Below are 13,871 nucleotides of genomic sequence, written 5' to 3' on the forward strand. Positions count from 1 at the left end.
CACATGCGCATCGCGGTCACCGTCGGCACGATGGTGCTGACCCTCATCCTCGCCTCGTGCGGGTTGACGTCGAGTCCCCAGGTCGGAGGCGGGGGCGAGGAACGGCAGGTGCCCACCGGCCGGACGGCGGCCACCCCGCCCGCCCAGCCCGGCGGCCCGTCTCCCGGCGTGACGCCCACCGGTCCCGAGCCCACCGATTGCCCGAACGGCGAGCTCATCCCAGCGGTGGAGATCCCCGCCGTGCACTCCGACCCCGTGGTGATCCCCGAGGCGAAGATCGGCGGCGAGATCATCCCGGCGGTCACCATCCCCGGGGTGGACATCCCGGCGCAGCGGATCCCCGCCCAGTGCACCGAGATCAAGCCCGCCCCCGGCGGCTGCCTGGGCGCCGCCTCCATCCCGCCGGCGATGATCCCCGCCGTGGAGATCCCGCCGGTCGAGATCCCCGGCGTGGATGCGGGCGGCGTCAAGCTGGAGCCCGTCCGCACCGACGGTCGCAAGGCCGGGGCCAAGCACGTCGAGGGCCGGTCGACCCCCGAGGTGTGCCAGGTCAAGCCGAAGGCCGGCCGGCTGGTGCCGTTCGTGATCCGGCCCTTCATCATCCGGCCGTTCGTGATCCGCCCGTTCATCATCCGGCCGTTCATCATCCGGCCGTCGGCGTGCAACGCGCAGAACGAGTGTGTGCCGGCCGTCGAGGTGCCCGCCGTGGAGGTGCCCGCCGTCGAGATCCCCAGCGTGGAGATCCCCTCGGCCGAGCTGAAGTCGTACGAGGTCGGCAAGAGCGAGGTGTTCGAGGGGGACGGCTCGATCGCCTACGCGCTCGAAGCGGACGTGCTCTTCGACTTCGACAGCGCCGCCGTCAAGCCCGCCGCCGCGGCCTCGCTCAAGCGGATCGCCGCGCAGATCACCGAGAAGGCCGCCGACGGGGCGACCGTCCGGGTGGACGGCCACACCGACGCGCGGGGCGACGTCGCCCACAACCAGCCCCTGTCCGAACGGCGGGCCGCGGCCGTCGCCGACTGGCTGGCCACCGAGGGCGGCCTGGACCGGTCACTGCTCAAGGCCACGGGCTACGGCGAGACCAAGCCGGTGGCGCCGAACACCAAGCCCGGCGGCGCCGACGACCCGGCGGGCCGGGCGAAGAACCGCCGGGTGGTCATCTCCGCCCGGACATGACGGTCAGCGGTGGGCGGGCCGGGGCCGGGGAGTCCTCGTCCTCGTGCCCTTCCACCGACAGGTTCGGCAGCAGCCGGTCCAGCCAGCGCGGGCACCACCAGTTCCACCGCCCCAGCAGCACCATGGTCGCCGGCACCAGGAAGCCCCGGATGATGGTGGCGTCCACCGCGATGGCCGCAGCCAGCCCCACCCCGAAGGTCTTCACCATCGGGTCGGGATAGGCGATGAACGCGGTGAAGACGGCCACCATGATGAGCGCCGCCGAGGTGATCACCCTGCCGGTCGACCCCAGCCCTTCGGCGACCGAGCGCGCGTTGTCCCCATGCTTGAGGTACGCCTGCCGTACCGCCGTGAGCAGGAAGACCTCGTAGTCCATCGACAGCCCGAACAGCACCGCGAACAGCATCAGCGGCACATAGCTCTCGATGGGCACGGAGAAGAAGATCGTCTGAAGGTACGACCCGTCCACCGGCGCGTCCATGCCCACCAGGCCACTGCCCAGCCCGATGGAGAACACCAGCGCCAGCGCCCCGAAGGCGGACCCGAGGGAGACGAGGTTCATCAGCGCGGCCTTGATCGCGACGATCGGCGCCCGGAAGGCGAACAGCAGCAGCAGCGCGCTGAGCAGCACCACCACGCCGATGACGAGCGGGGTGCGCTCGGCCATCCGGTCGGCCGCGTCGGTGAGCCCGGCCACCTCGCCGCCGACGTGCACCTCCGCGCCGTCGACGGCCAGCCGCCGGATCTCCCTGACGACCTCGGCGGCCCGGGGATCGCTGGGCGCGTACTCGGGCACGGCCTGGATCAGCACGGCGTCGCCGGACGCGTTCCACTTGGGCTCCGAGACATGGGCGACGCCGTCCACGGCCTCGATCTCGCCGCTCAGCCGGTCGGCGACGGCCTCGGAGCCGGTCACCTTCGCCACGACGGTCAGCGGCCCGTTGCTGCCGGGGCCGAACCCGGTGGCCATCAGCTCGTACGCCCGCCGGGAGGGCTCCCCCTTCGCGCCGTACCCCTCGTCGAGCGAGCCGAGCTGGAGCGCGAGGGCGGGTGCGGCGAGCGTGGCCAGCACGAGCACGCTGCCCAGCAGCACCGTCCACGGCCGCCGGGCCACCCAGGCGCCCAGCCCGCCCCAGCCGGACGATTCGGGCCGGCGGCCGAGGAAGGGCACCTTGAGCGCGTTGACCCGGTGCCCCAGCAGGCCGAGCAGCGCGGGCACCAGCGTGACCGAGGTGAGCACGGCGGAGACGACCGAGATGCCGGTGATCCAGCCGAGCGTGCGCAGCAGCGGGAAGCCGCCCAGCATGAGCGCGCTCAACGCGATGATCACGGTGCCGCCGGCGAACACCACCGCCCCGCCGGAGCTGGCCACCGCCCTGCGCACCGCCTCCTGGACCGGCAGCCCGGAGGCGAGCAGCCTGCGGTGCCTGGACAGCAGGAACAGCGCGTAGTCGATGCCGACGCCGAGGCCGATCATCGTGGCCATGATGCCCGCCTGCTTGGGCACGTCGACGACGTGGCCGAGCAGGCCGATCACGCCCAGACCCGAGGCGACGCTGACGAGCGCGGTGAAGATCGGCACCAGCGCGGCGGTGAGCGTGCCGAACGCGAAGATCAGCACCAGCAGGGCGCACACCACGCCGATGATCTCGCTCGGTCCTGTCTTGATCTCCTTGTCGGCCGGGGTGGAGCTGTCCGCTGGGACGACTTCCAGCCCCGCCCGCCTGGCCGGCTCGGCGGCCGCCGACAGGGCCTGGGTGTTCTCGGCGAGCTTGGTGCCGTCGTGCCCTGCCATCCGTACGGCGATCAGGCCGATCCGCAGGTTGGCGGCGACGCCGCCCCTGCGGTAGGGCGAGTCGACCTGCACGACGTGCGGCAGGGCGCGCAGGTCCGCGACGGTCCGCTCCACGGCCCGCTTGGGCCCGTCGTCGGTGAGCGGGCCGTGCGGGGAGTAGATCACCAGTTGTACGGTGCCGCCCTGGTCGTATCCGGGGCCGAAGCCGTCGCGCATCAGGTCGTGGGCGCGCTGCGCGTCGGTGCCGGGGATGCTGGCGTCGTTGCTGACCGGGCTGCCCAGTACGATGCTGCCGCCCATCAGGGCCGCCGCGGCGATCACCCATAAGGCCAGGACGAGCCGGCCGTGGCGGGCACACCAACCGCCCAACCGTCCCAGAAAGCGCGACATCGCCCGTTGCCCCCTTTATCACGCCCGTCCTGTACGGTCGTTCAGGCACTACGATAAAGCCAGATATATCGGGGAGGCTGTATCACCCATGGAAATGAGACGATGACCACAGCCGACGACACCCGCACCCGGATCCTGACGGCCGCACGAGCCCTGTTCGCCGAGCGCGGCTACGCCCTCACCTCGCTGGCCGACATCGCCGCAGAGGTGGGGCTGACCAAGACGGCCGTCGCCTACCACTTCCACCCGAAGGACCGGCTGGCCGCCGAGCTGCTCGCGCCGGCCGCCGAGGACATGCTGACGCTGCTCGGCACCGACTTCGCCGGTGACCGGCGGGCGACGGTGGAGGCCCTGGTCACCTTCATGGTGCGGCACCGCGCGGTGAACCGCCTGCTCATGGAGGACATCGGCAGCGCCGACGACGCCCCGCCGGGTTCGCCGGGCGAGGCGATCAGGGCCTTCCGCGACGAGCTGCTCGCCAAGCTCACCGGCCCCGACCCGGACGACGAGACCCGCCTGCGCGGCTGGTCCGTGCTGGGCGCTCTGCAGTGGGGCACCGCACAGACCATGGACCTGCCCGAGGAGCGGGTACGCGAGTCACTGCTGCGCACGGCCCTGGCCATCGAGGACCTCTAGGGCGACCGCCCGAGTCTCGACGGTCTTGACACCTTTACTGCTACGTTTGGGCGCTTTAGTCCCATTGATGCGGAAAGGAGTCCGAGGTGCGGCGATACAGCGGGCTCGTCGGCAGCGTGATCGCAGGATGCCTGGTCGCGGGGTGCTCCGCCCTGCCGGGCCTGAGCAGCGGGGCGGAGCCGGCGCCGAGCACGCCCGCCCGGAGCGCGACGGCCACCCCTGCGCCCGGCCTCTCCGAGCAGGAGGCCACCGCGATCATCAAGGACTACATCGACCGGAACAACGTCGCCAACAAGGCCCGAAGCGACAAACTGCTGGCGGAGTACGAAGGCGGCTCCAGCCTGGCCATCGACAAGGCCGCCTACTCCTCCAGCCGCATCCTGCACAAGACGACCGAGTACCAGCCCTTCGGCTACACCAAGCCGACGTTCTACCCGTCGACCGGCGGCGAGCGACCCTGGCTCCTGACCCTGGCGCACTGGCAGCGTAAGAAGGACATCGCGAAGGAGGCCACGTACCTCCTGTTCACCCGCGAAGGGGACGCCTGGCGGCAGGTCTACTCCCCCGACACCTTCGACGGCACCTCCCCCGAGGAGCTGCCGGCCATCGCGAAGGACGCCTCGGGGGCGGCCACCGAGGTCGGTCAGGACGACACCGGCCTGGTGATGTCACCCGCCGACTTCGCCGCGAACTACGCCGCCCATCTGGCGGGCAAGGGCGCCAAGGCGGCGAAGACCAGGTTCGCCGCCGACAGGCTCACCACCAACGCGGCGGCGAAGCGCCGGGAGATGACCAAGTTCGCGCGCGTCAGCGAGGTCACCCGCACCACCCGCTACCCGTCGTACGCCGTGCGCACCTCCGACGGCGGCGCCCTGGCCTTCACCACCCTCCAGCGGACCCGGCGCTACGACGTGCGGCAGGGGCCGGAGAAGTACTACGTCTTCCAGAAGGACAGCGGGCTGCTGCGGGGCAAGTACTCGACGTACATGAAGGCCACGGATCTGGTGCAGGTGGTGGCCCACATCCCGCCCAAGGGGGCCGAGCCGGCCCAGATCAAGGTGCTCGGGTCGTACTCCGGCCTGGTCGCGGGCAGCGGCCGCTGAGCGGCCCGGACGTCACGAGGCGGAGCTCGCCCTGGCGGCGCTCATCAGGTGGTGCAGCCCGATCGGAGCCGCCGGCGGCAGCGGCGCGGGCGGGTCGGCCGGATGGGCGCGGAAGGCCTGCAGCAGCAGGGCCGCGAGCCTGCGGGACGTGGCCAGCGCCGCCTCGGCCGTGTCCGCGACGATGCCGCCGTTGGCCATGATCATCAGCGTCAGGTCCTCGTCCGCGAAGTCGGCGCGCAGCTGCCCGCAGGCCTTGGCGCGCCGCGTCAACTCGGCGAATCTCTGCTCGGCACCGGCGCGCACGCCCTCGAAGTCAAGGTTGTCAGGAAACGCCGAGACGAACGCCGCCGTGAACCCTCTGTCCACGGCCTGCATGGCGCAGATCTTCTCGACGACCGTGCAGAACCCGCGCCATGGGTCGGGATCGGCCAGGGCGTCGTCCACCACCGACGCGCACGCCTCGATCTGATCGGCGAAGGCCGCGGTGACCAGCGACTCCTTGGTGGGGAAGCGGCGATAGAGGGTCGCCACCCCCACCCCGGCCCGCCGGGCGATCTCCCGCATGGTCACGTCTATCCCGCGCCTGGCGAACGTCTCCCGCGCGACCTCGAGGATGCGGTTGCGATTGTGCAGCGCGTCGGCCCGCAGCGCCTGCGGCTCGGCGGGGACGCCTGCCATCAGAGAAGCCCGAGCGGTCATGCCGCCCACCTTACCGCCGACCGGACTTCGTGTTCCGGTTCCGCTCATGGGGTTTCCGATGGCGGCTCGGGGCTGAAGGTCGTGGTCGGGGATGGGTCGGTGGGGTCCTCGGCCGAATCGGAGGGGGCGCCCACGGTGACCACGACGGTACTGCCCGGCTTGGTGCAGATGCCCGGCTTCAGCGACTGGGCGATGGCCAGGTTGATCTGCGACTGGTCCTCCACGACCTGGCGGCGCATGGTCACGGCGAAGCCGGCCGTGCGGAGAGAGGCACGGGCGTTGGCGCGGGACTGGCCGACCACCGACGGCACGGTGACGCCGTGCCGGGCGACGTCGAGCGCCACCGGCGCGCCGCCCGAGACCCGCGCGCCCGCCTTGGGCGTGCTGGACAGGACCCGGCCGTCCGCGTCGGCGGCGCAGGTGGTGGTGATCGCGCCGACCTTCAGGCCGGCGCCGGTCAGTGCGGCTTCGGCGGAGGTACGCCGCATGCCGGCCAGGGCGGGGACCTTGAGGCCCGCCGACACCTGGAGCGTGACCGTGGCGCCCTTGGACACGGCGGTGCCGGGCCCGGGGTCGCTGCTCAGCACGCGGCCGATCTTCTCGGCGGAGTCGGCCGAGGCCACCTCGCCCGCGACCAGACCGGCTCGCCGGATCGCCCTGACGGCGGCGGTCCGGCTCAGGCCCGCCAGCGAGGGCACCGTGACCTGCACGGGGACCTGCACGGGCCTGACGGTGGGCGGCGGGTCGTCGGGCGGAGGTTTGCGTGGTCTGCCGCTCTTCATCGGGGTGGATTCGTCCACCGGGGAGACGGTCGCCACCGGCCGGTCGTCGGCGGCGGAGGGCTGCGTGCCTCCTCGCGCGGGCGGAACGACCTGGTCCAGGTTCGGCGCCAGCAGGGTGACCACCACGGCGGCGCTCACCAGCAGCGCGCCGGCCACGGCCGCTCCCGCCCGGCCCAGCGCCTGCCGGGTACGCCACCGCTTCGGAGGACCGGAGTCCGGCGCGTCTGCCAACCGGTACGCGAGATGCGCGCCCGTCGCCTCGGGCTCGGCCAGCGGAACGGCCCCGGCCGCACCCCCACGCCCCGCCTCACCCGAGTACGGACGGCCAAGCCCGGCCGCACCCCCACGCCCCGCCACGTCCGAGTACGGACGGCCGTGCCCGGCGTCACCTCCCCTCCTCCCCACACCCTGCGGAAGGGGGTGCGGGCCGGCCTCGACTGTGCCTGGGGTGGCGTCAGGAACCGCCTCCCGGCTCGGGGGTGTGACCCGGAGGATGTGGGCCGGCGGGGAGCGCAGCACCTCGGTCGGCGCCCCGCCCGACTCCCCCAGCAGCGCGAGCAGCAGATCCCTGCTGGTGGGCCGGTTCCGCGCGTCCTTGTCCAGGCACGCCTCGACCAGCTCCCGGAGCTGCCCCTCCAGACGGCCCAGCTCGGGCTGCGCCGTGAGGATGCGGTGCAGCACCGGCGCCACCGAATCCTGCCCGAAGGGCGCGCTGCCGTTGGCCGCGAAGCACATGCTGGCGCCCCACGAGAACACGTCCACCGCCCCCGTGACCGCCGACGCGGTGATCTGCTCGGGCGCCATGTAGGCGGGCGTGCCGACCCCCCTGCCGCTCACCGTCGCCGCCGCGTCGAGCGCCTTGGCAAGCCCGAAGTCGATCACGCGGGGACCGTCGGGGCCGAGGAGCACATTCTGCGGCTTGAAGTCGCGGTGCACGATGCCCGCCCGGTGGATGGCGGTGATCGCGGTCGCGGTGCCGACCGCGAGCCGTTCGAGAGCGCCGCCACGACGCGGACCGGCGAGCATGACCTCACGGGCCAGCGACGGCCCGTCGACGTACTCGCTCACGATGTACGCCCGGTCCTCGTCGAACCCGGCGTCGACCACCTGGGCCGTGCAGAACCGGGCTACGTGCTTGGCCAGCTCCACCTCGCGCAGGAACGCGGCCTGTTCGTCGCCCACCGGCCCATGCAGCAGCTTGACCGCATAGGTGTCCTCCTCCCGAGTGCCGAGGTACACCACACCCTGTCCGCCCTCGCCCAGGCGCCCGCCCAGCTCATATCCGCCGATTCGCCGCGGGTCCCCCGTCCGGAGCGGCTGCGCCACTGGCACGGGGTCGCCTCCCCTCGCCGCCACCCCATTACCCCTCCACTGAAGGCAACCGGTGCCGGAGAGTCAACGGCGGCCGGGCCATCGCCGCCTGACCGTGACACTCCAGGTCAGGAGGTGCGCGAGACCCTGCCCGAGTAGGTGACTTCCTGCTCACCTTCGCGAATGACCGATATGGCCATCTGGTTCGCCTTGGCGGTCGGCAGCATGCGGAGCGTTCCCGGATGGCACTCCTCGCCCCGGACCCCGCCGAGCTCGAACACCAGCGCTCCCCCGGCCGGGCTGAGCAGCCCGGAGCAGTGCAGGTCGGCGCCCCAGCGCATGCTGGACTCGCGCCCGTCCGCCAGCCGGATCTCGACCGGGAACACGCGCTCGGCGCTCGGATGCTCGGCCGACCCGGTCCAGAGGCCGTCGGTGGCGCCCTGCCCGTCCGCGCGCTGCGACCAGAGCACCACGCCGGCGACCCCCAGGGTGAGCGCGGCGGCCGTGGCGGCGAGCCGCCGGTACCTGCTTCGTACCGACGACCACACGCCAGGCCGCTCGGGCAACGGGCCGGACTCGGGCAACGGGCCGGGCTCAGGCATGGAGCCGAACTCGGGCAACGGGCCGGGCTCGGGCCGCACGCTGGGCTGCGGGCGCGTAACGGAAGCGACGGGCGGCGAGGGCAGGCCCGGCGGCGCAGACGCGGCCGTGTCCACGAGCGCCGCCAGCGCGCTCCGGGCGCCGGTGCTGCGGGTACTGCCGGAGTTGAGCACCCGCCAGTCGACGGTGGCGAGAGGGTCGGGGTCAGCGCTGCCCGGAACAGGGAGTTCAGGGGTGGTGACGCCGATGGCGGAAGGTCCGGGGGTGGCGGCGCCGATGGCAAGCGGGTCGGTGGTGTCGATGGCGGCGATGGCGCCGGTGGAGAGGACGTCGCGGCCGGTCAGGTCGTGGTTCAGCAGCTGGCGGAGCACCTCTTCGGCGTCCGGCCGGTCACCCGGCTCGGGTGCCAGGCAGGCGTCGACGAGCTCGCGCAGCCGCCCGGTCAGCGTGCCCAGGTCCGGCTTGCCGTACAGGATCCTGGCGAGAACCTCCTGGTGGGTCCCGGCGGTGAAGGCGTGCCGGCCGTTGGCGGTGTAGGCGACGGTCAGCGCCCAGGCGTACAGGTCGGCGGGTGGTCCGGCGGGCTCGCCCTTGATCCGCTCGGGCGCCACGTAGGCGGGGGTGCCGATGGGGAACAGGCCGGTGGTGACGGTGCTGCCCATCGGCCGGGAAATGCCGAAGTCGATCACTCGCGGGCCGTCCAGGCTGAGCAGCACGTTGCCGGGTTTGAAATCGCGGTGCACGACCGCGGCACGGTGGATGGCGCCGAGCGCGGTGGCGGTGCCGATGGCCAGGCGGTGCAGGGAGCCGCCGGTGCGCGGGCCCTTGGCGATGATGTGCTCGGTCAGCGAGATGCCGTCCACATACTCACTGACCAGGTAGGGCTGGTCGCCTTCGAGATCGGCGTCGAGGAGCTGGGCGGTGCAGAACGGCGCGACCCTGCGTACGGCCTCGACCTCGGCCCGGAACCTGCGGCGGACCGCCTGATCACTGGACAGACCGGCGTGCAGGAGCTTGATCGCGACCTGGGTGCCGTCGCCGGTGTGACCCAGGTAGACGACGCCCTGACCGCCCTGGCCGAGTCGTGCCGAAAGCCGGTACGTGCCCAGGCTGCGCGGGTCAGCGGCACGGAGGTCGGACATAGGCCTACATTATGCAGCTATCACATGAATCGGGCGTAAGTATCGAGCTGCCGGAGTACCACATCCGCCGGGGCACTGGCCACGGCGAGCACGGTCTCCTCGATGCCCAGCTCAGCAAGGTAGCCGAGCTTCTCGGGCGTCGGCAGCGTGCCGAACGGGATGACCCGGGCCATCGGCCGCCCGGCCTTCTCGCAGGCCTCGCGCAGGGCGGGCAGCGCCAGCTTGATCCCCTTGCCGCCGATCGGCATCCAGCCCTCGGCGTACTCGGCGACGTGCGCGAACAGCTTGGGCCCCGCCGCGCCGCCGACGTACACGGGCGGGCCGGAGATCGGCTTGGGCCACGACCAGGACGGCTCGAAGCCGTCGAAGGCGGCCACGTCGTCCCGCCACAGCGCCCGCATCGCCAGCACGTGCCGCCGCGCCACCTCACGGCGGGAGTGGTACGGCACGCCGTGGTTGGCGATCTCCTCCACGTTCCAGCCGAAGCCGACGCCGACCACGACCCGGCCGCCGGACAGGTGGTCCAGGGTGGCGATGGCCTTGGCGGTGACGATCGGCTCCCGCTGGGCGGCGAGCAGGATGCCGGTGCCGAGCCGCAGCTTCTCGGTCACGGCCGCGGCGAAGGACAGGGCGACCAGCGGATCGTAGGTGCGTTTGTACTCCTCGGCCAGCTCGGCGTCACCGTTGGCCGGGGGCGTGCGGCGGGAGACGGGGATGTGGGTGTGCTCGGGCAGGAAGAGAGAGGAGAAACCGCGCTCTTCCGCGGCCCTGGCCAGCTCGTGGACGGGCATCGACCGATCGGTGGCGAACATCGTGAGACCCAGCCGCATGAGATCCTCTCATTCAACCAAGCGATTGCTCGGGAAAGATTTCTAGAGTAGCTTGCCGAAGAGACATGCCCCGCGGAAAGAGGTCTCCCGGTGAAGTTTTCCATCTTTCTGAATCCGCAGATCCCCGGCTCCGGCTACGCGGCCGAGGAGAACGCCAAGGCCAGGCGGCCCATCGGGCGGGACACGGAGTCGTACCAGAAGCTGCTGCACGAGGTGCGGGAGATCGCCGTGCACGCGGACCGGATCGGGTTCGACGCCCTCATGATGACCGAGCACCATTTTCATTCTGAAGGCATGGAGTTCTCGGTCAACCCGTTGATGTTCCTCACCGATCTGGCCGCCAGGACCGAGCGGATCCTGCTCGCGCCGCTCGGCATGGTGCTGCCCGCCTGGGACCCCATCAGGGCGGCGGAGGACGTGGCCCTGCTGGACCAGTTCTGCAAGGGGCGGTTGCGGCTCGGCGTGGCCCGCGGCTACCAGAACCGGTGGATGAACGTCCTGGGCCAGCGCTGGCAGGCCGCGGCGGCCCGGTCCGACGGCTCGGCGTCCGACACGCGCAACTTCGACGTGTTCGGCGAAGTCCTGAAGATCATGAAGATGGCGTGGACCCAGGAGACCCTCCGCTACAAGTCCGACGTGCTGGACTACGAGGTGCCCTACCCCTACGACGGCATCGAGGGCTGGCCGGCCGTCGAGTGGACCAGGACGTTCGGCGCACCCGACGAGATCTCCGACGACGGCAAGGTGCAGGCGATCTCCGTCTGCCCGAGGCCGTACCAGAACCCGCATCCCGAGCTGTGGCAGCCCTTCACCATCTCCGACCGGTCGGTCATCAGGGCCGCGCAGGAGAACATCCTGCCCTGGCTGTTCACCCCCGACCCCGACGACCACGCCGCCAAGGCCAAGCTCTACCAGGAGGAGTCGGCCAAGCAGGGCCGCGACTACAAGCTGGGCGAGCACACCGGCATCCTCAAGATCGTCGGCATCGCGGAGACCACCGAAGAGGCGATCAACACCTACGGCCGCAACATCCCCAAGGACTTCGCCGCCTTCTTCGGCCCGTTCGGCTACCTGGAGGTGCTGCGCAAGAAGGAGGACGAGAAGCACCGGCCCATCTCCCCGGAGAAGGGCGACGCCAAGCGGATGCGGGAGGTGGAGATGGCGCTGTTCGGCACGCCGGACGACGTCAAACGCGGCATCCAGCGCATGCTCGACCGGATGCCCGATCTGGAGTGGTTCGGCCTCTACATGCAGGGCCAGCAGGGCGTGCTCCCGCTCGACACGGTCAAACGCAACCTCGAACTGTTCGCCACCAAGGTCATCCCGGAGTTCCAGTGAAATTCTGGCTGGGCGCCTCCTTCGCGCCGACCGACCAGTTCACCGAGCTCGCCCGCGCCGCCGAGCGCTGCGGCTTCGACACGCTCACCCTCTCCGACCACCTGTTCTACGCCGACTTCGACTCGCCGTACCCCTACTCCAAGACCGGCAGGCCGCGCTGGACCGCCGAGACGCACTGGCCCGACGTGTGGGTGACGATCGGCGCGATGGCGGCGGTGACGAGCACGCTGCGTTTCGCGCCGAACGTCTACATCGCCCCGGCCCGCGACCTCGTGACCGTGGCCAAGCAGGTGTCCACGGCGGCCGTGCTGTCGGACGACCGGGTGTCGTTCGGCGTGGGGGTCGGGTGGTGCAAGGAGGAGTTCGTCGCCACCGGGCAGGATTTCCACACGCGCGGGCGCAGGCTGGACGCGATGCTCCCGGTGCTGCGCGAGCTCTGGGCCGGGCAGACCGTCACGCTCGACGGCCTGCCCGCCCTGTCCATCTCACCCACACCTCGGGTACGCGTTCCCGTGCTGGTCGGCGGGGACAGCGAGGCCGCGCTGAGGCGGGCGGCCCGGACCGGCGACGGCTGGATCGGCAACCGCGTCTACACCGAGGAGCAGCTCGACACCGTCCTGACCTCGCTCAGAGGGCACCTGGACGAGCACGGCAGAACCGGCCCGTTCGAGATCATCGCGGCCCTGGCCGTCATGCCCGACGCCGGCACCTACCGCCACTTCGCCGCCAAGGGCGTCACCGGCACTCTGGCGGCCCCCTGGTGGCTGGCCACCCCTGAGGAGAAGGCCGAGCACGGCGAGGACACCCTCGCCCTCAAGATCGCCACCATGGAGCGCTTCGCCGAGGAGGTCATCGCGAAGATGTAGGCGGTAGCCTCGTGGCGTGCTGGAAGAGATCGCGGCCACGCGTTACGTGACGCCGCTACGCGAGGGCGGGTCACTGCCCGGAGTGGTCGAAGCCGATGATCTCGGCACCTACGTGGTGAAGTTCCGGGAGGCCGGCCAGGGGCGGCGCGTCCTCGTCGCGGAGATCATCTGCGGCGAGCTGGCCCGGCGGCTCGACTTCAGGACCCCCGAGCTCAAGGTCATCGACCTCGACCCTCAGCTCGGCATCCGCGAGCCGGACGAAGAGGTGCAGGACCTGCTCAAGGCCAGCACCGGCCACAACCTGGCCGTCGACTTCCTGCCCGGCGCGCTCGGCTTCGAGCCGCTCGCCTGGGCGCCCGACCCGGCGTTCGCCGCCCGGCTCATCTGGTTCGACGGCCTGATCCACAACATCGACCGCAGCTGGCGCAACCCCAACCTGCTGCTCTGGCATCGCGACATCTGGCTGATCGACCACGGGGCCGCGCTCTGGTTCCACCACAACTGGCGCACGGCCGACCCGCTGCGGGCGTTCGACGCGAGCGACCACGTGCTCGCGCCCTTCGCCGCCGACCTGGAGGCCGCCGGGGACGAGCTGCTCGCGCTGATCACTCCCGAGCTGCTGGAGACCGTGACGGCCTTGGTGCCCGACGAATGGCTCGACGACGAGCCCGGCTTCGACTCCGCGCAGGCCGTACGGACGGCGTACGTCGAGCATCTCCTGGAACGGGCGCGCGGACCGCGCGCCTGGCTCACCCGCACAGAGCCGAAAACGCAGCGGCCCGGCCCGGGGTCGGTCGGCGCGTTCTGGCGGGGAAGCCGCGCATGAGCAGGGACGTCTACGAGTACGCCGCCATCCGCGTGGTGCCCAGGGTCGAGCGCGGCGAGCTGATCAACGCGGGCGTGCTCCTCTACTGCCAGCCGCGCGGCTACCTCTGCGCTCAGGTGGAGCTCGACGCGCGGCGGCTGCACGCCCTCGACCCCACCGCCGACGTCGAGTGCGTACGGCAGGCGCTCGGCGCCTACGAGCTGGCCTGCGGCGAGGAGTCCGGTCCGCTGGCCGGGGAGTCGCTGGGCGGCAGATTCCGCTGGCTGACCGCGCCACGCAGCACGATCGTCCAGGCCGGCCCGGTCCACGTCGGGCTCACCACCGACCCCGAGGCGGAGCTGGCCCACCTGTTCGGCAAGCTCGTCCGCCTGTGAGAG

12 protein-coding genes are annotated in these 13,871 nt (G+C 71.7%); 7 read left to right on the forward strand and 5 right to left on the reverse strand.

What is annotated here, in order from left to right:
• Positions 1-3: 3 nt before the first annotated feature.
• Positions 4-1,176, forward strand: a complete 1,173-nt coding sequence (locus ACTMTF_RS11650) for an OmpA family protein (RefSeq protein WP_441110601.1) — start codon at positions 4-6, stop codon at positions 1,174-1,176.
• Here ACTMTF_RS11650 and ACTMTF_RS11655 read toward each other — a convergent pair.
• Positions 1,157-3,361: an MMPL family transporter gene (locus ACTMTF_RS11655; protein ID WP_441110602.1), complete on the reverse strand. Its 2,205-nt coding sequence runs from the start codon at positions 3,359-3,361 to the stop codon at positions 1,157-1,159. The two genes, ACTMTF_RS11650 and ACTMTF_RS11655, sit on opposite strands and share 20 nt — an antisense overlap.
• 102 nt (positions 3,362-3,463) lie before the next feature.
• Here ACTMTF_RS11655 and ACTMTF_RS11660 point away from each other — a divergent pair, with 102 nt between their 5' ends.
• A complete protein-coding gene (locus tag ACTMTF_RS11660) occupies positions 3,464-3,997 on the forward strand; it encodes a TetR/AcrR family transcriptional regulator (RefSeq protein ID WP_397008915.1) in 534 nt (177 codons plus the stop codon).
• Between the two features lie 86 nt (positions 3,998-4,083).
• The gene (locus tag ACTMTF_RS11665) at positions 4,084-5,100 is read left to right on the forward strand and encodes a hypothetical protein (protein WP_441110603.1); all 1,017 of its coding nucleotides are present in this window, start codon (positions 4,084-4,086) and stop codon (positions 5,098-5,100) included.
• A gap of 12 nt (positions 5,101-5,112) precedes the next feature.
• Here ACTMTF_RS11665 and ACTMTF_RS11670 read toward each other — a convergent pair whose 3' ends face one another.
• From ACTMTF_RS11670 to ACTMTF_RS11685, 4 genes are all read right to left on the reverse strand, one after another.
• On the reverse strand, positions 5,113-5,799 hold the full coding sequence (locus ACTMTF_RS11670) for a TetR/AcrR family transcriptional regulator (protein WP_441110604.1): 687 nt from the start codon (positions 5,797-5,799) through the stop codon (positions 5,113-5,115).
• A 44-nt stretch (positions 5,800-5,843) separates the two neighbouring features.
• Positions 5,844-7,913 carry a protein kinase domain-containing protein gene (locus ACTMTF_RS11675; protein ID WP_441110605.1) on the reverse strand — a complete coding sequence of 690 codons (2,070 nt, stop codon included), beginning with the start codon at positions 7,911-7,913 and terminating at the stop codon, positions 5,844-5,846.
• A 107-nt stretch (positions 7,914-8,020) separates the two neighbouring features.
• Positions 8,021-9,634, reverse strand: coding sequence for a protein kinase domain-containing protein (locus ACTMTF_RS11680; protein WP_441110606.1), 1,614 nt, complete (start codon positions 9,632-9,634; stop codon positions 8,021-8,023).
• Positions 9,635-9,654: 20 nt separating this feature from the next.
• Entirely contained in the window at positions 9,655-10,464 is an 810-nt protein-coding gene (locus tag ACTMTF_RS11685; protein ID WP_441110607.1) for a TIGR03619 family F420-dependent LLM class oxidoreductase, read from the reverse strand.
• Between the two features lie 90 nt (positions 10,465-10,554).
• Here ACTMTF_RS11685 and ACTMTF_RS11690 point away from each other — a divergent pair, with 90 nt between their 5' ends.
• Genes ACTMTF_RS11690 through ACTMTF_RS11705 form a run of 4 tightly spaced genes read left to right on the forward strand, consistent with a single transcriptional unit; the run spans position 10,555 to position 13,868 of the window.
• Positions 10,555-11,802, forward strand: coding sequence for an LLM class flavin-dependent oxidoreductase (locus tag ACTMTF_RS11690; RefSeq protein ID WP_397008903.1), 1,248 nt, complete (start codon positions 10,555-10,557; stop codon positions 11,800-11,802).
• Positions 11,799-12,668: a TIGR03619 family F420-dependent LLM class oxidoreductase gene (locus tag ACTMTF_RS11695; protein ID WP_441110608.1), complete on the forward strand. Its 870-nt coding sequence runs from the start codon at positions 11,799-11,801 to the stop codon at positions 12,666-12,668. The genes ACTMTF_RS11690 and ACTMTF_RS11695 overlap by 4 nt, the downstream gene beginning before the upstream one ends.
• A gap of 16 nt (positions 12,669-12,684) precedes the next feature.
• Positions 12,685-13,494, forward strand: a complete 810-nt coding sequence (locus ACTMTF_RS11700; RefSeq protein ID WP_441110609.1) for a HipA family kinase — start codon at positions 12,685-12,687, stop codon at positions 13,492-13,494.
• Positions 13,491-13,868 carry a DUF3037 domain-containing protein gene (locus tag ACTMTF_RS11705; protein WP_441110610.1) on the forward strand — a complete coding sequence of 126 codons (378 nt, stop codon included), beginning with the start codon at positions 13,491-13,493 and terminating at the stop codon, positions 13,866-13,868. The genes ACTMTF_RS11700 and ACTMTF_RS11705 overlap by 4 nt, the downstream gene beginning before the upstream one ends.
• Positions 13,869-13,871: the final 3 nt, after the last annotated feature.

The organism is Nonomuraea sp. ZG12 (assembly GCF_052068115.1).
In the GTDB taxonomy this organism is placed as follows: Bacteria; Actinomycetota; Actinomycetes; order Streptosporangiales; family Streptosporangiaceae; genus Nonomuraea.

Coding starts and splice junctions, on each gene's coding strand:
- ACTMTF_RS11650 (WP_441110601.1), top strand. CDS start 4: ATGCGCATCGCGGTCACCGTCGGCACGATGGTGCTGACCCTCATCCTC.
- ACTMTF_RS11670 (WP_441110604.1), bottom strand. CDS start 5,799: ATGACCGCTCGGGCTTCTCTGATGGCAGGCGTCCCCGCCGAGCCGCAG.
- ACTMTF_RS11660 (WP_397008915.1), top strand. CDS start 3,464: ATGACCACAGCCGACGACACCCGCACCCGGATCCTGACGGCCGCACGA.
- ACTMTF_RS11655 (WP_441110602.1), bottom strand. CDS start 3,361: ATGTCGCGCTTTCTGGGACGGTTGGGCGGTTGGTGTGCCCGCCACGGC.
- ACTMTF_RS11680 (WP_441110606.1), bottom strand. CDS start 9,634: ATGTCCGACCTCCGTGCCGCTGACCCGCGCAGCCTGGGCACGTACCGG.
- ACTMTF_RS11705 (WP_441110610.1), top strand. CDS start 13,491: ATGAGCAGGGACGTCTACGAGTACGCCGCCATCCGCGTGGTGCCCAGG.
- ACTMTF_RS11685 (WP_441110607.1), bottom strand. CDS start 10,464: ATGCGGCTGGGTCTCACGATGTTCGCCACCGATCGGTCGATGCCCGTC.